At 52.2% G+C, this 19,447-nt stretch carries 22 protein-coding genes; 12 read left to right on the top strand and 10 right to left on the bottom strand.

Translation table 11 applies throughout. The annotated features are described in order from the left end of the window. The first annotated feature begins 9 nt into the window (after nt 1–9). Nucleotides 10–660 carry an HAD family hydrolase gene (locus ACTG3Z_RS16625; RefSeq protein WP_439144133.1) on the top strand — a complete coding sequence of 217 codons (651 nt, stop codon included), beginning with the start codon at nt 10–12 and terminating at the stop codon, nt 658–660. Nucleotides 661–768: 108 nt separating this feature from the next. Here the strand turns inward: ACTG3Z_RS16625 and ACTG3Z_RS16620 are convergent, their stop codons facing one another. Both ACTG3Z_RS16620 and ACTG3Z_RS16615 read right to left on the bottom strand, forming a co-directional pair. Next, nucleotides 769–1,008 carry a hypothetical protein gene (locus tag ACTG3Z_RS16620; RefSeq protein ID WP_439144132.1) on the bottom strand — a complete coding sequence of 80 codons (240 nt, stop codon included), beginning with the start codon at nt 1,006–1,008 and terminating at the stop codon, nt 769–771. A 287-nt stretch (nt 1,009–1,295) separates the two neighbouring features. After that, nucleotides 1,296–1,778, bottom strand: coding sequence for a fasciclin domain-containing protein (locus tag ACTG3Z_RS16615; protein WP_439144131.1), 483 nt, complete (start codon nt 1,776–1,778; stop codon nt 1,296–1,298). Between the two features lie 324 nt (nt 1,779–2,102). On the opposite strand from ACTG3Z_RS16615, the gene ACTG3Z_RS16610 reads away from it, so the two are divergent. Continuing rightward, a complete protein-coding gene (locus ACTG3Z_RS16610; protein ID WP_439144142.1) occupies nt 2,103–3,602 on the top strand; it encodes an FMN-binding glutamate synthase family protein in 1,500 nt (499 codons plus the stop codon). Here ACTG3Z_RS16610 and ACTG3Z_RS16605 read toward each other — a convergent pair. Next, complete coding sequence (locus tag ACTG3Z_RS16605; RefSeq protein WP_439144130.1) at nt 3,585–6,596, bottom strand: AsmA family protein; 3,012 nt, start codon at nt 6,594–6,596, stop codon at nt 3,585–3,587. The genes ACTG3Z_RS16610 and ACTG3Z_RS16605 overlap by 18 nt on opposite strands. 158 nt (nt 6,597–6,754) lie before the next feature. Here ACTG3Z_RS16605 and rimO point away from each other — a divergent pair, with 158 nt between their 5' ends. From rimO to ACTG3Z_RS16590, 3 genes are read left to right on the top strand one after another with little or no spacing between them, the layout of a single operon-like run. Beyond that, the gene (gene rimO, locus ACTG3Z_RS16600; protein WP_439144129.1) at nt 6,755–8,146 is read left to right on the top strand and encodes a 30S ribosomal protein S12 methylthiotransferase RimO; all 1,392 of its coding nucleotides are present in this window, start codon (nt 6,755–6,757) and stop codon (nt 8,144–8,146) included. A gap of 42 nt (nt 8,147–8,188) precedes the next feature. Further along, nucleotides 8,189–9,046, top strand: a complete 858-nt coding sequence (locus ACTG3Z_RS16595) for a hypothetical protein (RefSeq protein WP_439144128.1) — start codon at nt 8,189–8,191, stop codon at nt 9,044–9,046. 45 nt (nt 9,047–9,091) lie between these two features. Continuing rightward, nucleotides 9,092–9,298: a hypothetical protein gene (locus tag ACTG3Z_RS16590; protein ID WP_439144127.1), complete on the top strand. Its 207-nt coding sequence runs from the start codon at nt 9,092–9,094 to the stop codon at nt 9,296–9,298. Here the strand turns inward: ACTG3Z_RS16590 and ACTG3Z_RS16585 are convergent. The 4 genes from ACTG3Z_RS16585 to ACTG3Z_RS16570 are packed head-to-tail and all read right to left on the bottom strand — an operon-like array spanning nt 9,290 to nt 12,490. Beyond that, on the bottom strand, nt 9,290–9,706 hold the full coding sequence (locus tag ACTG3Z_RS16585; RefSeq protein WP_439144126.1) for an NUDIX hydrolase: 417 nt from the start codon (nt 9,704–9,706) through the stop codon (nt 9,290–9,292). The genes ACTG3Z_RS16590 and ACTG3Z_RS16585 overlap by 9 nt on opposite strands. Beyond that, nucleotides 9,703–11,322: a long-chain-fatty-acid--CoA ligase gene (locus tag ACTG3Z_RS16580; protein WP_439144125.1), complete on the bottom strand. Its 1,620-nt coding sequence runs from the start codon at nt 11,320–11,322 to the stop codon at nt 9,703–9,705. The genes ACTG3Z_RS16585 and ACTG3Z_RS16580 overlap by 4 nt, the downstream gene beginning before the upstream one ends. A 53-nt stretch (nt 11,323–11,375) precedes the next feature. Beyond that, nucleotides 11,376–11,759: a YigZ family protein gene (locus tag ACTG3Z_RS16575; protein WP_439144124.1), complete on the bottom strand. Its 384-nt coding sequence runs from the start codon at nt 11,757–11,759 to the stop codon at nt 11,376–11,378. Beyond that, entirely contained in the window at nt 11,759–12,490 is a 732-nt protein-coding gene (locus tag ACTG3Z_RS16570) for a M48 family metallopeptidase (protein ID WP_439144123.1), read from the bottom strand. Before ACTG3Z_RS16570 ends, ACTG3Z_RS16575 begins: the two co-directional genes overlap by 1 nt. A gap of 124 nt (nt 12,491–12,614) precedes the next feature. Here ACTG3Z_RS16570 and ACTG3Z_RS16565 point away from each other — a divergent pair, with 124 nt between their 5' ends. From ACTG3Z_RS16565 to ACTG3Z_RS16550, 4 genes are read left to right on the top strand one after another with little or no spacing between them, the layout of a single operon-like run. Then, complete coding sequence (locus ACTG3Z_RS16565) at nt 12,615–12,866, top strand: hypothetical protein (RefSeq protein WP_375267150.1); 252 nt, start codon at nt 12,615–12,617, stop codon at nt 12,864–12,866. Between the two features lies 1 nt (nt 12,867). Further along, nucleotides 12,868–13,974: a class II histone deacetylase gene (locus ACTG3Z_RS16560; RefSeq protein ID WP_439144122.1), complete on the top strand. Its 1,107-nt coding sequence runs from the start codon at nt 12,868–12,870 to the stop codon at nt 13,972–13,974. Nucleotides 13,975–14,030: 56 nt separating this feature from the next. Then, complete coding sequence (locus ACTG3Z_RS16555; protein WP_439144121.1) at nt 14,031–14,609, top strand: nitroreductase family protein; 579 nt, start codon at nt 14,031–14,033, stop codon at nt 14,607–14,609. After that, nucleotides 14,606–15,307, top strand: a complete 702-nt coding sequence (locus tag ACTG3Z_RS16550) for an EI24 domain-containing protein (RefSeq protein WP_439144120.1) — start codon at nt 14,606–14,608, stop codon at nt 15,305–15,307. Before ACTG3Z_RS16555 ends, ACTG3Z_RS16550 begins: the two co-directional genes overlap by 4 nt. Here ACTG3Z_RS16550 and ACTG3Z_RS16545 read toward each other — a convergent pair. Continuing rightward, a complete protein-coding gene (locus tag ACTG3Z_RS16545) occupies nt 15,261–15,557 on the bottom strand; it encodes a DUF1467 family protein (protein WP_439144119.1) in 297 nt (98 codons plus the stop codon). The two genes, ACTG3Z_RS16550 and ACTG3Z_RS16545, sit on opposite strands and share 47 nt — an antisense overlap. Further along, on the bottom strand, nt 15,557–15,961 hold the full coding sequence (gene mce, locus ACTG3Z_RS16540) for a methylmalonyl-CoA epimerase (RefSeq protein WP_375267157.1): 405 nt from the start codon (nt 15,959–15,961) through the stop codon (nt 15,557–15,559). Before mce ends, ACTG3Z_RS16545 begins: the two co-directional genes overlap by 1 nt. A gap of 161 nt (nt 15,962–16,122) precedes the next feature. On the opposite strand from mce, the gene ACTG3Z_RS16535 reads away from it, so the two are divergent. Beyond that, on the top strand, nt 16,123–16,839 hold the full coding sequence (locus tag ACTG3Z_RS16535; protein WP_439144118.1) for a response regulator: 717 nt from the start codon (nt 16,123–16,125) through the stop codon (nt 16,837–16,839). On the opposite strand, the gene ACTG3Z_RS16530 is transcribed toward ACTG3Z_RS16535, so the two are convergent. Continuing rightward, a complete protein-coding gene (locus ACTG3Z_RS16530) occupies nt 16,836–17,546 on the bottom strand; it encodes a GNAT family N-acetyltransferase (protein WP_439144117.1) in 711 nt (236 codons plus the stop codon). The two genes, ACTG3Z_RS16535 and ACTG3Z_RS16530, sit on opposite strands and share 4 nt — an antisense overlap. Nucleotides 17,547–17,698: 152 nt before the next feature. Between ACTG3Z_RS16530 and msrP the strand changes: the two genes are divergently transcribed. Continuing rightward, a complete protein-coding gene (gene msrP, locus ACTG3Z_RS16525) occupies nt 17,699–18,610 on the top strand; it encodes a protein-methionine-sulfoxide reductase catalytic subunit MsrP (protein ID WP_439144116.1) in 912 nt (303 codons plus the stop codon). Then, nucleotides 18,610–19,239: a protein-methionine-sulfoxide reductase heme-binding subunit MsrQ gene (msrQ, locus tag ACTG3Z_RS16520; RefSeq protein WP_439144115.1), complete on the top strand. Its 630-nt coding sequence runs from the start codon at nt 18,610–18,612 to the stop codon at nt 19,237–19,239. Before msrP ends, msrQ begins: the two co-directional genes overlap by 1 nt. Nucleotides 19,240–19,447: the final 208 nt, after the last annotated feature.

The following is a 19,447-nucleotide window of genomic DNA, read 5'->3' as shown; positions in this document are numbered from 1 at the left end:
CCGTTTTTCATGCAAATGCCCCCAGATATGGTGATTTTCGATTGCGATGGCGTGATCGTTGATAGTGAGTCAATTACAGATCGCGTGATGCAGGCCAGCTTTAAGCGTTATGGTTTACAGTTGGAGACCGATGAAATTGCCCGATTATTTGTGGGTGGTACAATGCAAGGTGCGATGAACAACGCAATAAAGCTGGGCGCTTCTTTGCCAAAAGATTGGTTGGATCTGATTTATCCAGAAATATTCGCAGCATTAGAGCAAGAGGTCGAAGTGATCCCTGGTGCGATTGCTGTACTGGATGCTTTGGACGCTGCTGGCATTCCTTATGCAATCGGCTCGAACGGGCCGCACGCCAAAATGGAGGTCACGCTCACGCGGACGGGCCTCAAAGAGCGTCTCGCAGGGCGTATCTATTCGGGTGAGGATGTGCCAAATGCAAAGCCTGCCCCCGACGTTTATCTACACGCGGCCAAGCAAGCAGGCATTGCTCCCGCACGTTGCGTGGTGATTGAAGACAGCGCAAGTGGCGCAAAAGCGGGCGTGGCTGCTGGGATGCGTACCTATGGTTTTTACGGTGAAACCCCGAAAGAGCGGCTTGCCGCGATCTGTGATGAACTGTTTGGCGATATGAAAGACTTGCCCAAACTGCTTGGTCTATAGAAAACTGCTGGGGTGCAGGCGGTCAAAGACCTGCACCCCATCTTCCGTGCCAGACGTCTGCGTGAGTGGGTTAACCTGGACGGAAGGTCTCGCGGTTTGGAGTATGCCTTAGCCGCCGAGATCAGGAAGAACACCGGCTTCAACAGCGTCCTTAAGTTCTTGTTCTGTTAAGGCGCCATCGCCATTGGCATCAGCCAAGGTGAACTGATCCTCGTTGATTTCAGGATAGGCTGCTTTCATCTCGTCCATACTGAGCATTTTGTCGTCATTCGCGTCTGCGTCCGACATGGCAAAGCTTGTGCTTGCAAGGGTGAGTGCCGTGAGTGTGAGTGCGGCTTTGAGGTACATGAGTAGTCTCCTTTCGAGTTAGACGCGTTGTAATACAGCGCGTTAAAGGAGCATGTACATTGCTGAGCGAGAACACATCGCTGGTGTCTCAAACAGAAGTTTTCGGCTGAGGTCCGCGTGTTTACGGTATTTCGATCAGCGGCGAAACGCAGGACCAAGCGCGGGCTTTGAATGTCGGCTAATCTAAGCCGATGGTTTTACACAATATGCGCAAAAACCTGCGACAAACAAAAACCCCCAGCAGGTTAAACTGCTGGGGGTCTTCTATTCCGAAAAGCGTGGATCGTTTACATCTTGGGCATGATCACCGCATCAATTACGTGAATTACGCCGTTGGAAGCTTCAATATCTGCCGCTGTGACGTTTGCCCCGCCAACAGTGACACCGCCTTCTGTTTTAATCTCGACATCTGTGCCTTGCACTGTCGTCGCCATCATACCATCGCTGAGGTCAGCTGCCATGACTTTGCCTGCGACGACATGATACGTCAGGATCGCCGTCAGCTGGTCTTTGTTCTCAGGCATCAGGAGTGTTTCAACTGTGCCCTCTGGCAATGCTGCGAACGCTTCATCTGTTGGCGCGAATACCGTGAATGGACCGTCGCCTTTCAGTGTGTCGACAAGACCTGCCGCCTGAACAGCTGCAACAAGCGTACCGAATGTGCCGGCACCAACTGCTGTATCAACGATGTCTTTGGAATGTCCGCCTGCGAACGCAGGGCCAGAGATCAAAGCAGCGGCAGTAAGTGCGAGGTAAGTTCTACGTAGCATGTGTATATCCTATCAAAAGTTTAGACCAATACCGTGGTTGGTATTGATAGGGATACGGGGTGTTTTGTGCCTTGGATCAGCGGGGATTTTCGCCGATCGGGGTTGACGAATTACGGAGCGCGCTAAGCAAGCACCTTTGTTTGGGGCCACTCACTTTCTTGTTATATGACGTTAGCTCGATGTTATTGATTTTATGCAATTTTGCGTAGTTGTACGCCCGTTACATGCGCATTCTTTCTCTTGTGAGTATCACAAGAATTGGACACACTCAGGTTAAAGGGCATGGAATATCCGCGCCGCTGTAAATTATCTTGGAGATGTATGATGGGATTTGCGATGAATGTGCTGGATACGCTGGCGATTTTGTTCGCTTGTGTCGTCGGTGTGCTGGCAATGGTGGCGCTGGTTCTCTTTGTGCTGGATCGTTTGCAAACAGAAGATGCTATTCGACGCAACTATCCAGTGATTGGGCGTTTCAGGCATTTGTTTTCGACGCTGGGCGAGTTTTTTCGCCAATACTTCTTTGCTATGGACCGCGAGGAATTACCTTTTAATCGTGCACAACGTGAATGGGTTAAACGAGCGGGAGAGGGCAAAGGCAATACAGTCGCCTTTGGGTCTACCCGCAATTTAAACGTTATCGGGACACCGATCTTTGCGAATGCCGCTTTTCCCCCGTTGGATGATCAGTTCGCCAGTTCTGAACCGATGATTATCGGGGCTGAGACACGCACGCCTTTCGCAGCGAAGAGCTTTTTCAATATTTCTGGCATGAGTTATGGTGCAATTTCCAAGCCGGCGGTCCAAGCGCTGAGCCGAGGTGCTCAGGAAGCAGGGATTTGGCTCAACACAGGTGAGGGGGGGCTTAGCCCGTACCATCTGGAAGGAAAATGCGATGTTGTCTTTCAGGTCGGCACGGCGAAATACGGTGTGCGCGATCCTGAGGGTGGCCTGAGCGATGATAAACTGCGTGCGGCTGCGGCACACGAAAATGTCCGAATGTTTGAAGTCAAACTGGCGCAGGGCGCAAAACCGGGCAAAGGCGGCATCCTACCGGGGGCGAAGGTCACAAAGGAAATTGCCGAAATACGCGGGATTGTTGAAGGAACAGATAGTCTATCGCCCAACCGTCATTTGGATGTGGATGATTGGGGGGATCTGCTGGATCTGATTGCGCATATGCGTGATGTGACGGGCAAGCCTGTTGGCATTAAAACTGTCGTGGGTACAGAAGCAGGTATCCAAGGCCTGTTTGACGAGATCAATCTACGTGGTGCAGCGTCTGCGCCTGATTTCATCACGATTGATGGGGGCGAGGGGGGCACAGGTGCTGCGCCCATGCCTTTGATCGATTTGGTTGGTATGTCCATTCGTGAGGCCCTGCCGATCGTGGCGGATATGCGCAATAGTGCTGGCCTTCAGGATCGTATCCGCATCGTCGCAAGTGGCAAATTGGTGAACCCCGGCGATCTTGCTTGGGCGTTGGCAGCGGGGGCGGATTTCATCACCTCTGCGCGTGGCTTCATGTTCTCGCTTGGGTGCATTCAAGCGTTAAAGTGCAACAAAAACACCTGCCCCACGGGGATCACCACCCATGACAAGCGGTTTCAAAAGGGGTTGGTGGTTGAAGATAAATATAAACGCGTAGCCCGCTATGCCAAAAGCCTCGTGAAAGAGGTCGAAACCATCGCTCATTCTGTTGGTGTCACTGAACCACGTCAGCTACGTCGCCATCATGTGCGACTGATGCAGGACAATGGGCGGTCTGAACTGATGTCCAAGCTCTATCCCCCTATCGAACCCGCCTCAGTTGCCGCCAAGTAGATTGCGAAGACCATTCCCAAGCTCACGCTCAAGCGCGCCTTTGGCAGCGTCTTGCAGCCTTTGTTGTTGAGCTTGATCCAGTTTTAACTTGTCCGCTGCGCGCTGTGCTGCTTTGCGCGCGGCTTCTTCCACTTTCGCTTTTGCGCGATCTTCTAGTTTTTTGGCTTCAGCTTGTGCTTGCGCGCGCAGCTTGGCTTTTTCCGCTTCTGCCTTGTCGCGCAGCTTTTGCTTTTCGCGCTCTATCTCTTGGCGTGCTTGTTCTTCGAGCTTTTTGCGCTCGTTCTCTAGGTTAAGAGCCGCTTGCAGGTCAGGGCGCACGGAAACGTTTGCCCAAGGCCCTTTGATGCGCACAGGTATTTCGATCCTATCTTGCTCCCCTACGTTGTTCACGACAGGGGTGAGGAGGTAATCAATCGTCTGTGCCCCAAGATTAATGTTGCCTTCGCCGCGCGCTTCAACGCGCCCAGTTTTAGCACTTAGATCATCGTTGCGTAGATTGCCGTCTTTCAGAACACCGCTGGCTTGCAAGTTTTCAAATGATGTGCGCCGTGCATTTGCATTGCCTTGGCGAATAAGGCCCTCCAGATCGATGCCTGCAATTTCGCCTTGGGGTACAGACATCGCAATATTACCGCTGAGCGAGCGCATGATTGCATCAAGGGAATTACCAACGCCTAAGAATTTCAGGTTCAAGTTGCCATTACCGCTGATTTTATCAGTATCCGCGAGCGCAGTTAGCAATGGGCCAAGCGCGATTGAGTTTGCGCGCAAATCACCGCCAACAGACAGCCCGTTTCGATTGTTGGCCACCAGTTGCCCACCAAACCGTCCTTGATAAGCGTTGAGATCGTTGATCGATACAACAGCGCGGGCGCGGTCAATGCTGACCCCAAGATCAGCAGCACCAAGTTTGATTTTTCCAAGGTTAATGGAGCTTGCTTTGAGGTTAATGTTACCATTCAACGCACTCAGAGCGCTGGCATCAATCGGGTCCTTGGACCACCCAGAACCTGCAGAACTTTCGCTGCTCGTATCGTCGTCTGGATTAAGCGCGCTGAGATCAAGATTCCCAGCTTGAAGGCTCGCATTGATGTTTGGAACGCTACCAGCCAAGTTAACAGAAACACCGCCCGTGAGAGTGTTTTGATCAAGTGAGACCTTTAGCCCAGTGAGATCGAGCTGGTTAGATTTAAATGACAGCCCAGTACTTGCGCTGATCGCTTGGCCGAAGCCTTTTGGCAGATCAGGCGCGCCTTGCCCCAAAGCCCGCATCAAATTTGCAGTACTGGGTACATTTGCGTTGATCGTGCCGGATACGTTGGGCGTGCTGCCCGATAGGGCGAGATCAATCGCACCGGAAAGACTTGCACCCGCGAGCGTCGCGCTCAAATCGCGCAGATTGGCGGTTACATTACTGCCTTGAATGCGCGCATTGATGTTGGATTTCAGGGATGGCGCTGCATTTGCAGAAAGGCCAAAGTTGCTCAAGGGTTGCCCAACAAGTGCGGCGGCGCGCGCAACATTGGGTAGGTTCACAGCAAGATTTGCGGTCACAGCCGGAACGCTGTTCCTAAGCGCAATATTTGCATCGCCAGAGATACGCGTGTCTTCAAGCGATGCCGTCAAACCCGTTAGATTTGCGCTGATATCACTACCGTTCATAGAAAGAGCGACCGCGCTTTTTAAATCGGGGTTAAACGCGGCATCAAGGTCGAATTTTTCGGGCGCTTGTCCAAGCGTGCGCATCAACTGACCTGCATTTTTCACGTCAGCATCGATGTTTAACGTGATATTTGGAACGCCACTTTTGAGAATAATCGCGCCTTTCCCAGCGACGCTTGAGCCGTCGAGTGTAGCGTTAACGCCTGTCAGTTGTGCGTTTAAATCATCGCCGCTCATCGAAAGGGCGATGTTACTTTTGAGGTTAGGATTAAACGCAGCATCAAGACCAAATTGTTCAGGGGCTTGCCCCAACATCCGCATGAGTTGACCAGCGTTCTTAACATCAGCCTCTAACTTGGCGGTGACCTGTGGAGCGCCCAGCGCAATGACGATGTCTGCATCACCAGACACAGAGCTGTCATCCAGTCCCAAAGCGATCTTGCGCAACGCAAGGCGTGTGCCGTCAAAACTGACTTGGCTATTTATGCGCGCACTTGGGTTGAAATCAGAGTCAAGACCAAAAGCAGAAGGCTCTTGCCCGAGCGCACGCATGAGAGCGCCGACTTGAGGGATTGTGCCATTCAGCTGCATCGCCGCTTCTGGTTTGATTGATGCAATGCCTTCGAACGCAAGATCAGCACCAGCGGCATTCAGGTTACCGCTCAGCGTTGTTTGCTCGCCGCCAATCAGCCCCATCACATCTGCGACGGTCGTATTGAGCGAAATTCGATCGTTGAAGGGCGTAACCCCTAAGATCAGATCAGCGGGCCCGCCTAAAGATGGCCAACGCAGGTCGATATCAACATTTTTCAGCGTCTGATCTGTGCTTGTTTCATGAGCAATATAGCGCAACGATCCACTTGTGATCAGCGCTTGCTCAAGTGACAGATCAAAATTTTGCTCCTCGCTTGTTTCGCTCGCAACAGGTTCATCAGATGTGTCACTGTTTGGTAGTAAATCCCAATTCATTCGGCCGTCGGCAGCACGCTCTAGAACAATGTTTGGGCTTTTTGCCTCCAGCTTGGTGATACGAATAGTGCCAGCGATTAAAGCAGGCACATCAATTCCAATCGCAAGGCTATCACTGGTCAATAATGGGCCGTTCTTAGCCCAATCTGAGCTGGCGATGCTTGCGGGGCCTGTGGTGACCCCCAAAGTGGGATAAAGACTGATTGAGGTTTCCGAACTGATCGAAACAGCGCGCCCAGTTTGCTTACTCAGTTGATCCGCTGCGATGTGTGCAATTTTCTCGCCCGGCAACATTAACAAACCAACAATGGCGATGGCGATCGCCACAACGACGATCAAAATCAATCGGATCAAGAAACGCATTTGGCTGCTCCGCCTTATTATGCTGTCTATTTTTCTGTGACTCTAGGACGGCAAAAAGCGTGCTGCAACCTAAGGTCGCTTGGAATCGTTCGAAAGGCGGTAGATCGCTTGAGCGCAGGCTCTTCTCTTAGGGCGCGCTTCCTCGTATAGAACGCGCCATGACACAAAACCCTCCTTCGCTCCGCCCTGATCTCGCTCCTGCTGCAAAGTTGGATGGTACATCGCGCCCTGGTCAGCCCCGTATCGGTATGGTTAGCCTTGGTTGCCCCAAAGCTTTGGTTGATAGCGAACGCATTCTGACGCGCTTGCGTGCTGAAGGATATGGCATGTCGCCCGATTACAGTGGTGCGGACGCAGTCATCGTAAACACCTGCGGTTTTCTCGATAGTGCCAAGGCTGAAAGCCTTGAAGCGATTGGCGAAGCGTTACAAGAGAATGGCAAGGTCATCGTCACGGGATGCTTGGGTGCAGAGCCTGACTACATTCGCGAACACCACCCCAATATTCTCGCCGTCACGGGCCCACATCAATATGAGCAAGTCTTGGACGCCGTGCACAACGCTGTGCCGCCCTCACCAGACCCGTTCGTTGACCTACTTCCGGCGTCGGGTGTGTCGTTGACCCCACGCCATTATAGCTATTTGAAAATTTCAGAAGGCTGTAATCACAAATGCAAGTTTTGCATCATCCCCGATATGCGCGGTCGGCTTGCGTCGCGACCTGCTCACGCGGTTTTACGTGAAGCGGAGAAGTTGGTTGAGAGCGGCGTCAAAGAGCTATTGGTCATTTCACAAGATACCTCTGCCTACGGTCTTGATCGCAAGTATGATGTGAACCCCTGGAAAGAGAGTGACGTGCGCTCACATATCACCGATCTTTCACGCGAGATGGGTAAATTGGGCGCGTGGGTGCGTCTGCACTATGTCTATCCCTATCCGTCTGTGCGTGAGTTGATTCCTTTGATGGCTGATCCTGAAAATGGGTTGCTGCCTTACCTCGATATTCCTTTTCAACATGCCCATCCTGATGTGTTGAAACGCATGGCGCGCCCTGCGGCGGGTTCGAAAACTTTGGATGAAATCGCGGCATGGCGCGCAACTTGCCCAGACATCACTCTGCGCTCGACATTTATTGTTGGTTATCCCGGCGAAACAGAGGCCGAATTCCAGACCTTACTCGATTGGATGGACGAAGCGCAGCTTGATCGTGTTGGATGCTTTCAATACGAAAACGTCGATGGCGCGCGCAGCAATGCGTTGCCGGATCATGTGCCAAGCGAGGTGAAGCAAGAGCGCTGGGATCGGTTCATGGAAAAGGCGCAAGCGATTTCAGAGGCGAAACTAGCAGCCAAAGTTGGCATGCGCATGGATGTGATCGTTGACGAAATCGATGAAGATGCTGCGACCTGCCGCACGAAAGCGGATGCGCCCGAAATTGATGGCAACTTGTTCATCGATGAAGGTTATGAGGGACTGAGCGTCGGCGACATTGTCAGTGTAACTGTCGATGAGGCCGGAGAATATGATCTCTGGGGCGTGTTGGACACTTAGTGTTTTAAGGTTTTGCTAACCTTTCTTTCCTAAACAGTAACTATGTTGCTGCGCTTTCTCATGATGTTCTTGTCCTTAAATTTGCTCGCTTGTGCAGGCCAAGAGGATCCGCCGGTTGAGATTATCTGCCAACTCGAGTCCTGTGATGAAAGCGCTGAAACGTCGCAAACTGCGGCAGAGGAAACGCCAACCTCTGTCACAATCCCTGGTCCTACTACGACCAACGATGCGATGAGTGGTAGTATCATCACTGCGGAGTTTGATGAAGGTTCCCAAGTTTTCACGCTTACCGCGCTGGGCCTAGATACGCAGTTGGCACGTTTCCCAACTGCTGACTTTGGCGCAATGTTGGCCATGCGCGATGCGGCTGGTGTGCACAACGCGTATTTTGCCCAAGGCGACGGGAGTAAGATCATTATCTACTCAGGTGGGTTGGCGGGCAGTGTTCGCAACCTTGCAAGTTTCGGGCGGATCGGCGCGACAGAGCTTCCCTTGATCGGCAGTGCGCAATTTAATGGCGATTACGCTGGTTTCACATCGACGAGACGGATCAATGGGCGTGCGCAGATCGATGTTGATTTCAAAGCGGCGACGTTGGGTGGTCGTATCACTCAGCGTATTTTCAGACAGCGCCCCGACAACCTGGTTGATGTGGTTAATCCACTCAGCATGTTGGTGCTGGAACAGACCGTTTTAAAAACGGACGGCACTTTTGGCGGCGAGACGGGCGGCGGGCAGATTGTAAATGGACAAGAGCTTTGGAATCCTGCTGCGGGGAGTTTCACGGGCTTGATTGGTGGCACCAGCGCTGGTGAGGTGGTCGCCACAGTAAATGTCACGCACCGCACGCCTTCGGGTGGAAGCTTCGAAGAAGTCGGAGGATTCCTTGCGACGCGATGAGTTTTACGGCTACTAAGGGCGAAAATGCCAACAGGAGCAGCTGAGATGAGCGCAACAGGAAAACAGATCGTTGTTGAAGGTCACTCGTTTGAGATCATGACAGAGAAGCAAGGCAGTGCATGGCGTGTGGAAGTGGTAAACAGTGCCAAAACCGCCTTTGCGTTTGATTCCACATTCGCGAGCGAGGAAGAGGCGATTGCCCACGCGAGCGATGCTTTACAGAGCACAGATATCAATACGTACTTAGGCTAGAGCGTCACGCACGCGGCCTTGCAGATGTGGGATGGCTTTGGGGTGTTTTAAGTAGCGCTCGATTGGCATCATTTGCCAATGCTGGCCCTCATTGCCGAATATGATTGCATTGATTTCCGTGGCTTTTAAAGGGGCTGCGAAGAACCAGTTTGGCGCATTTGGGTCCGACGGGTTCTCGTATGCGCGTTCCCAAGTGATGCGGCTTGAAGGTATACAAAGCGCGAACTCTTCAAACGTTTCGCGAAGTGCGCATTCAATTGGGGTTTCATGGTTTTCTGCCCCGCCACCGGGAAGATCCCAAAAGGCGGGGAAAGGTATGCTTTGTTTGTCATCGCGCATGTAAGTAAGCAGCGCACCTTTGTGATGGAGCAAGATTTTCGCCCCGCCAAAGATGCGCTTGCCACTCACCCCATCAGGACCTGGCCGAACTCTTCACGCAAGTTACGCTTCAGAACTTTACCCGTCGCATTGCGCGGTAGGGCATCAGTGAAAACCACTTTGTCCGGTTTCTGCCAGCTCGCAATCTTTCCATCGAAAAACGCAATAAGGTCATCAGGATTAGGGTCACACCCGGCAGCCTTTACTGCGACAAGAACGGGGCGTTCATCCCATTTCGGGTGCGCTGCCCCGATGACCGCAGCTTCGAGCAGATCAGGATGTGCAACGGCGATGTTTTCCAGCTCGACAGAGCTGATCCATTCACCGCCTGATTTGATGATATCCTTTGAGCGATCACAGATCGTCATGTAGCCGTCAGCATCAATGCGCGCTACATCGCCTGTATCAAACCAGCCATCACGCAGTTCTTCGACTTTATCAGGTTTAAAGTAACCCGAGATCACCCAAGGTCCGCGCACGAGCAAATCACCTTGTGCTGTATCATCGTGTGGGAGAGCGTTGCCATCGTCATCGACAATTTTCAGGTCCATCCCGTAAGGCGGACGACCTTGGTTTTCGCGCAGCTTGTGCTGATCAGCGATAGGAAGCTTGGCATGTTTGGCGAGCGGTTTGTTTGACGTGCCAAGTGGGCTCATCTCGGTCATGCCCCATGCGTGAACAAGGTCAACGCCATATTCTTCGCGAAATGTATCAATCATAATTGGGGGGCAGGCAGAGCCACCAACGACCGTGCGTTTGAGAGTTTCAAGCGTGCTGCCCGTTTCCTTAGCAGCCATCAGCAGCCCTTGCCAAATAGTCGGAACACCAAGTGCGATGTTGACCTTTTCGGTGTCGATCAGCTTTAGCAAGCTTGATCCATCAAGCCCCGGACCCGGCATGACGAGCTGTGCGCCAACCATTGCGGCTGCATATGGGGAGCCCCAAGCGTTGACGTGAAACATTGGAACAACTGGAAGCACGATATCTTGCGCGCTGAAACCGATGCAATCGGGCAAAGCAGCGGCAAAGCTATGGAGCATGGTAGAGCGGTGCGAGTAGAGAACGCCCTTCGGATTGCCTGTCGTGCCAGAGGTGTAGCACAAGCTAGATGCTGTGTGTTCATCAAAGTCCGGCCAAGTGTATTCTGCATCGCCCGTTTCGATAAATTCGTCGTAAAAGACAAGCTCTGGAATTTGCTTTAGCGCCGCTTCATCGCGTGCACCCATAAGGACGATTGCCTTTAGTGTTGGCATCTTATCGCGCAAAGCGGCAGCAAGCGGGAGGAAGGTGGAGTCAATGAACAGAACTTCATCTTTGGCATGGTTAACGATGTAGACAAGCTGTTCTGGGAACAAACGTGGATTGATTGTGTGGCAAACAAACTCACCACCAGAGACACCAAAATAGATTTCCAAATGGCGACGGTTGTTCCAAGCTATCGTGGCGCAGCGCGCAGAAGGTTTTAACCCCATCTTTGTCAGTGCACTGGCAAGTTTTTTGGAATTTTGCTGGACCTCGGCCCAATTAGAGCGTGCAATTGTGCCGTCTGTTTCGACTGACGTAATCTCTGTTGTGCCGTGATATTTTCCGGCGTGATCCACCAGTGATGAAATCAACAGGCGGTCTTGCATCATTTGACCTAGCATCTTTTCTCTCCTCCCAGAGTTTGTCGCAGAGAGTGAAGCGCCAGCAGGGATTGTCAATCCTTTTGCGCGGGTTGCGACGGAAGGTCAGGCGCTTGATCTAGGTAGGCATTGACGCAATCTTGGACTCGCCGAAAGCGATCTCCACCTAGATGCGTACCGCCATACCAACGGGTGACAACGATAAGATGATCCGTCAGATTTGCGCGTTCCAACATACGCAGGATAATCGCGCCTGCACCACTTTCACCATCATCATTCTTGATTGGCCCACTGTCTGAGCAATGCAGCGCCCAGGTATTATGTGTCGCTTTTGCGAAACGCTTGTTGCGTTTGAGCTCTTTCAGAAGTTTCAGTGCTTCGGCTTTGGAGCGCGCAGGTGCCCCGCTGACCGCGTATTTGGAGCCGCGGTCTGTGACAACATGCGCAATTTGGAACACTATTTCAGTGTTGCCGCAGTTCGGCGCACGGTTTCAATACGCGCTGCGTTGGGTGGATGTGTGCCTAAGAATTTATTGCCTGGATCCGCGATCTTTGTGAAGAAGGCCGCGCCAATGACAGGATCATACCCAGCTTTATGTGCGATCACTGTTCCTAGCTCATCAGCTTCTAATTCAAAGTCTTTTGAATAGCCGCGCGCGCCGACAGTCGCGCCGACTTGTTGCGCTGAATCGATGGCTTGCTCGCCCGCGCCGGTAATCGCGGCGATACCACCAAAGATAAGCGCGCCTGCGGTGGCGTTGCGTTGTTGACGATCAAGGTGGGCTCTTATGTGGTGCGCGGCCTCATGGCCCATAACAAACGCGAGCTCATCTGCATTTCGAACCGTGGCGATGAGTGGGATGTTAAAAGCGAGGATCGGGCGACCTTCCTTGTCACGCGTTTGAAACGCATTAGGCGGTTGGCCCGGTCGATCATCGACGACGATGTTAAAGTCACAATTCATATTGGTTGTGCGCGCGCGACATTCTGCTTCGGCCACAGGCTCAACTGTGCGCACCACTCTTACAAACTGACGTGCGGCTTGTTCGGCGCGTAGCGATGTCGTGGGGTTCGGCGTGCTGACGGCTGGTGTCGTTGGTTCGCTCGGTGCTGTTGGCGCTGGGCGCGATACGGATACACAGGCGCTAAGACCGAAAGCTAGAAATGGGACGAGAAGATATGTCTTCATAGTTTTGCACTGCCTGCATATGCTCTGTTCGTGCACAAGATAGGTGGCTGACGCGCTCAATACCAGTCACGAATTTGCGGGGATTGGCGTTGCTGCTTTTACGAGTGCGGCCTAAGCTGGCGTCATGTTTAGTATCGAACACGAATTTGACTCTAGCATCATCACGCTTGTGGATGAGGCGCAAAGCGCGGCCCAAGAGGATGTGGTGATAAACGCATTTGCGGAATGCATCACATTGGAACAGTTCAATCCACGGCTAAATCGCGCGGAAAAGATAACGTTGAGCATGGAGCAAGTGCGCGATCTCGCGGCAGCGCTGGATTTGCCAGAGGGCGTGTACCGCATTCGGCCAGAGGAAGATGAGAAGGGAACGTAAGATGCAGACAGGTTTTTTCTGGGATGAGAGCACATTTTGGCATGGTGGCGGCAATTACGCGAGCATGTTCCCTGTAGGGGGATTCGTGCAGCCCATGGTGAACGGCGGTTTGCCTGAAAGCCCTGAGAGCAAGCGCAGGATGAAGAATTTGATGGATCTGACAGGTCTATCGGGGGACCTAGCGATGCAAAGCGCACCCTTGGCAAGCATGGAAGATTTGCGGCGTGTGCATCCGGCGGCTTTTTTGGATGAGTTTAAGCGCCTTTCTGACACTGGTGGCGGTGAAATTGGTGCGCGCTGTCCTTTTGGCCCTGGTGGGTTTGAGATAGCTGCGCAGTCTGCTGGCCTTGCAAAGAGCGCATTAGAGGCTGTTTTGAGGGGCGACCTTAAGAACGCCTATTCGCTTTCGCGCCCCCCCGGGCATCATTGCACGGCCGATACGCCGATGGGGTTTTGTTTGCTTGCGAATATTCCGGTCGCCATTGAATCGGCTTTGGCCAGCGGTCTCGCGAAACGCATCGCTGTGCTGGATTGGGATGTGCATCATGGTAACGGGACAGAAGCGATCTTTTATGATCGTTCGGATGTACTGACGATTTCGATCCATCAAGAGAACAATTTTCCTGTCGGCACTGGCGACTTTGAAGATCGGGGTACTGGTGCGGGCGAAGGCTTCAATCTCAATATTCCGTTAGGCGGAGGCGCTGGGCATGCAAGCTACCTTAAAGTCATGGAGCAGATTGCGCTTCCGCAGATACGCGCCTTTCAACCTGATGCGATCATTGTCGCCTGTGGCTTTGACGCTGCTTTGATTGACCCACTTGGGCGGATGATGGCGACAGCGGATACGTTTCGTCAGATGACGCGACAGATCACGGCGCTTGCGGATGAGATTTGTGATGGTCGTTTGATGATGGCGCATGAGGGCGGATATTCAGAGGTCTATGTTCCGTTTTGCGGGCATGGTGTGCTGGAAGAAATGAGTGGCAGCAAAATCACGGCACCCGATCCGATGGCGGAGCTTTATGTAAAACGTCAACCGGGGCTCGCGCATCAGCGGTTCATCAGTTCCGAAATTACGCAAATGCGAGATGCTCTAGGCCTTTAAGCTTGAAACTTGCGCGCAGAGTGCTGATGTAGCCTGCAACGAAGAAGGAGCCGTTTGTGCCAGATCCAAATCCAGCTGCGATGGACTTTATGCTCTCACGTCGTTCGCGCCCTGCGAAAACGTTGCAAGGTCCCGTGCCAAGCCGTGATGAGTTAGAGCCACTTTTGACGGCGGCAGCACGCACGCCTGATCATGGCAAGTTGGAGCCGTGGCGCTTTATCGTGTTACAGGGCCAAGCGATGGATCGCTTGGCAACGCTTGCTCAAGCGCGCGGTGCACAACTTGGTTATGACGAAGAGAAGACAACCAAAGGGGCCGCGCAATTTTTAATAGGCGAATTGGCCGTTGTGGTCGTCGAGGTGCAAAAGCCGTCCGAAAAAGTCCCGGCGATAGAGCAAACCTATTCTGCGGGCGCTGTTTGTTTGGCGCTTTTGAATGCTGCGTTGGCGAGCGGATGGGGTGCAAACTGGCTGTCTGGTTGGCCGTCGCATGACCGTGAATTTATTGAGGCTGGTTTCGGTCTAGGCCTGCACGAGAGTGTTGCTGGTATTATTCATATCGGTACAGAAAAGACGGTACCGCCGGAACGTCCGCGCCCTGATTTAAGCGCTATTACGTCTTGGGTTGACGCATGATCCTTTCGTCATTTTTTAAAGCGATTGGGCAAATGGGCGACCCACGGTTTCGCCGGGTCCTGCTTCTGGGTGTTGCGCTGACAATTGCCTTGCTCGCGGGTTTTTACGCGCTGTTTCTGACGCTGATGAATGAAGCAGTGGATGGCACGATGGTACTTCCGGTTATTGGCGAAGTCACTTGGCTGGGCGATTTGCTGGGCTGGGGATCGCTCTTTTTGATGCTGTTCTTGTCAACATTCTTGATGGTGCCGGTCGCGTCGGCGATCACGTCGCTTTTCTTGGATGAAGTTGCCTCCGCGGTGGAGGCCAAACACTATGCGCATTTGCCTACTGTGAAAGGTGTTTCGTTCTACGAATCCTTGCGCGACACGATCAATTTCTTAGGCATTTTGATAGGTGCAAACATTGTTGCGGTCTTGCTCTATGTGATGTTGCCGTTTGCAGCAATTTTCATCTTTTGGGCGCTAAACGGCTTTTTGCTTGGCCGCGAGTATTTTCAAATTGCCGCCATGCGCCGCCTTGGCCGAGAGGGCGCAAAGCAGGCGCGTAAAGAACACTTCGGTTTGATCTGGCTGGCGGGATGTTTGATGGCAGTGCCACTGACCGTGCCACTGTTGAACTTGTTCATCCCGATCTTAGGCGCGGCAACTTTTACCCATTTGTTCCATCAGACACAGATGCGTCGCCCATCCGATTAAACATATCAAGATCGCGCACACTGATCACACCTGAGATGATAGTGCCTGCGATGATGCACCAAAGAACAGCACTGATCGCAGTGGTGATCCATGCTTTCTTCTTGAGGTTATGATGTTCAGGGGATCCGGCATGCGTGCCTGGAACGATCTCACCCACGTCCCCCTGGGTTTGAAGACGGATTGGGATAACAATGAGAAACGTCATGAACCAAATGACTGCGAATAGAACAAGCGCTGATGTGATGCCCATTATACTTGCTCCAGCTCGGTAAGGGTTCCGTTCATATCTTTGGGATGCAGAAAAATGACGGGTTTACCATGTGCGCCGATCTTTGGTTCACCATTGCCAAGCACGCGCAAGCCTGACGCAACCATTTGATCGCGTGCGGCTATAATGTCATCGACTTCGTAACACACATGATGAATGCCGCCTGACGGGTTCTTTTCAAGGAACCCGTTGATCGGGCTGTCGTCACCCAATGGATAGAGCAGTTCAATCTTGGTGTTCGGCAGTTCAATGAAGATAACTGTGACACCGTGATCTGGCTCATCTTGTGGTGCCCCCACATTTGCGCCAAGCGCGTCACGGTATTGCGCGGCGGCGGCTTCAAGATCAGGCACTGCTATGGCTACGTGGTTCAATCGTCCAATCATCGGGACACTCCGGTTCATTTCTTTGCGCACTATATGGAGCGGCAGGTCAGTTTCGGCAAGCGGACGCATAGACGCGGGCTCGCTAAATATGGGGAGGGTTAATCACTTGTTAGGCTCGTTGGCCTAGCGTTGAGAGCAGCTGATATAGATTCGAGGGAACCATGAATGAACTGGAATACACATCCTTAACGCCCGCGGCGACTGCAACCCGCCCGTTGCTTGGATTAACCATATTAGTGGTAGAAGACAGCCGATTTGCCTGCGATGCGATGCGGCTTCTCTGTCTGCGCAGCGGCGCACGTATTCGACGTGCGGATTGCCTGCGTTCGGCGCGGCGTCATTTACAGGTGTATCGCCCCAGCGTCGCGATCATTGACCTTGGACTTCCAGATGGCTCAGGCGCTGAGTTGATCAAAGAGCTGGCAGGATCAGAACCGCGTATTCATTCGCTCTTGGCGATCAGTGGTGATGACACGAAAAAGGATCTTTCGCTCGAGGCGGGTGCCGATGGCTTCCTGAGCAAGCCGCTTTCGTCTTTGGCGAATTTTCAAACCGCTGTTCTTCATTCTTTGCCAGAAGATATGCGGCCCTCTGGGTTACGTTCTATAACGGACGAAGAAGTTGATCCCGATCCACTCGCATATCGTGATGACATGGCGCACGCTTCAGAAATGTTGTCAGACGATGCGGATTTGATGCGTTTGGATTATGCAGCACAGTTTTTGCGCGGGGTCGCGAAAAGTGCGCGGGACGAACCACTTCGCGAAGCTGCACAACTTCTTGCAAAAGCGACTGCGACAGGGACGACAGTGCATAGCCACCAAGCAAAGCTTGCGGGATTGGTCCGTCAGCGCTTGAGTGAGCAAGCGGCTATTTAAAGGGTTGGATCACTTGCAAAGCGGACCAGCCCAGTAAGATCTCCCAATCGTTCACGTTGCTTGCCTTCGGTATCAAAATTGGCTGGATCAAGCCAAACGCGATACGCTTCTTTCATTGCGGGCCACTCTTTGTCGATCATTGCGAACCAAGCGGTATCGCGGTTTCGTTCCTTAACGACTAGCGCTTGGCGAAAAATGCCCTCGTAGCTAAAGCCCAAACGCTGGGCTGCTTGGCGCGAAGGTTTGTTACGCGCGTTACATTTCCATTCAAAGCGCCGATACCCTGCCTCAAAGGCCCAATTCACCATCAAATAGACGGCTTCGGTTGAAACAGGGCTGCGCTGCATCGCTTTGGAAAAGTTGATGTTGCCTACCTCGATCGAACCTGCAGAAGGCGCGATACGTAGATAGCTGAGCACACCTAAATAAGCTTCTTGGCGTAAATCAAATACTGCAAAGAACAGGCTGCTGTCGTCTGATGTAACTTCCCGAACCCAGCGATGATACTGCGCAGCAGAGTGAAATGGACCCGCTGGTAAATAGTCGTATAGTTCATCTTGATCGACAAAGGCATTGAACAGAAGCGCTGCGTGCGTTTCGGCGCTTAAAGGTTCTAGCCGACAATAGCGTCCTTCGAGCGTCATACGGCCGGGTGCGACCGGAGTTGTCCAATCGGAAAGCAGCGCTCCTAGGGGTTTGTCAGTCATATGCTCTCACACCTCTTTTGAAGCAAAGCTTTGCACCGATGTTGGCAAAGGGGAAGCCAAATGTTGCAAAACCCCAACAGCATTGTGAGTGCAGCGCCATTGGTCTGTGAACTGACGTTCTCTATGTAGGTTGGGAACATAGGAGCATGAATATGGCATATCGCTGGAAAAACACCCTCTCTGATAATGATGTTACCGATCACGCGTTGTTCTTGAACAGACGACAACTGATGGCCGGTGCAGCGGGTCTTGGTCTTGCTACAGCGATTGACGGTCCGCGTGCAGCCCTTGCGCAAGAGGCGCTTGAGCCAAATAGCTTTGAGGACATCACCAGCTACAATAACTTTTATGAGTTCGGTACGGGTAAGGACGACCCAGTTAAGAATGCGGGTGCACTTACAACGACACCTTGGACTGTCACCATCGACGGTATGGTTGATAAGCCGGGTGAATATGATTTCACCGATATTATGGCCAAGATGACAGTGGAAGAACGTATTTACCGATTCCGGTGCGTCGAAGCTTGGTCAATGGTTGTGCCTTGGAATGGTTTCGAATTGAAAGACCTGCTTGATCTTGCGGGTGTCCAGTCATCCGCGAAATACGTCGCATTCGAAACGCTCTATCGTCCTGAAGAAATGGTGGGTCAAAAGTTCCCAACTCTAGAGTGGCCCTATGTAGAGGGTTTGCGCCTTGATGAAGCGATGCATCCCCTGACGATTATGGCGACCGGGATCTATGGGAAAGACATTCCCAACCAGAACGGCGCACCCATGCGTTTGGTCGTGCCGTGGAAGTACGGCTTTAAGTCTATTAAATCGGTTGTGAAGATTACGCTGACAGATAAAGAGCCACCCACCAGCTGGAATATCGCGAATGCGCGGGAGTACGGTTTTTATTCCAACGTGAACCCGGAGGTCGACCATCAACGTTGGTCTCAAGCGACAGAACGCAAGATCGGAGGCGGTTTGTTTGCTAAACGCATTCCAACGCTAATGTTGAATGGGTACGAAGAAGAAGTTGCGAGCCTTTATGAAGGCATGGACATGAGCGTGAACTTCTAATGATCAAAGACACGATAAATGGAACAGCCCGTAAAGTTCCGGCTTGGTTTGTTTATATACTCGGCATCCTTCCTGCGGCTTGGTTTCTCTATGAGGGGCTGACAGGAGGATCTGGGGCTGATCCGATAAAGGCGCTGGAGCATGAACTTGGCGAGTTCGCGCTAAAGCTCTTGATCCTTGGTCTTTGTATTACCCCATTGAGAAAACACTTGGGTGTGAACCTTTTGAAGTTCCGCCGTGCAATTGGTGTGATGACATTTGTCTATGTCGTTCTTCATCTCTTGGTGTGGTTGGTTCTTGATGTGCAGATCGTGAGCCAGATTTGGGCCGATATTCTAAAGCGCCCCTACATTACTGTTGGGATGGTTGGATTCGCGTTGATGATTCCCCTCGCTATGACATCAAACAACTTCAGTGTGCGTAAGCTTGGGGTACGCTGGCGTAAACTTCACAAGCTCACATATGGAATCGCTTTCTTGGGCGCTTTGCACTTTGTTATGGTTGCGAAAGGCATTCAGTTAGAGCCTTTGCTGTATATGGCGGTGGTTCTTGGATTGCTTGCACTACGGATTCCAAAGGGTTCTCTTGGAATTACGGGACGATTCACGCGTGAGTCTGTGGATAACTGAAGACTTATCCACATTGTCGTGATTTCGACCCTAGGTAAACTTACGGACACGTACTTTTATTATCAAGAACGCCCTCCAAACATCTGTTTTTGTGCGTAAAATAAGAAAAATGGAAAAAAGTGAAATTAGATCAAAAAAGGTCTTGCGACTATTATCTGATAACACTAGAACCCCCTTCAGCAGCGACGGACTAAGCGGCGCGGCACTA

This window comes from Planktotalea sp., assembly GCF_965659345.1.
Classification (GTDB): domain Bacteria; phylum Pseudomonadota; class Alphaproteobacteria; order Rhodobacterales; family Rhodobacteraceae; genus Planktotalea.
Note: the sequence above shows the minus strand (reverse complement) of the source record. Positions and strands in the feature narration are given on the sequence as shown.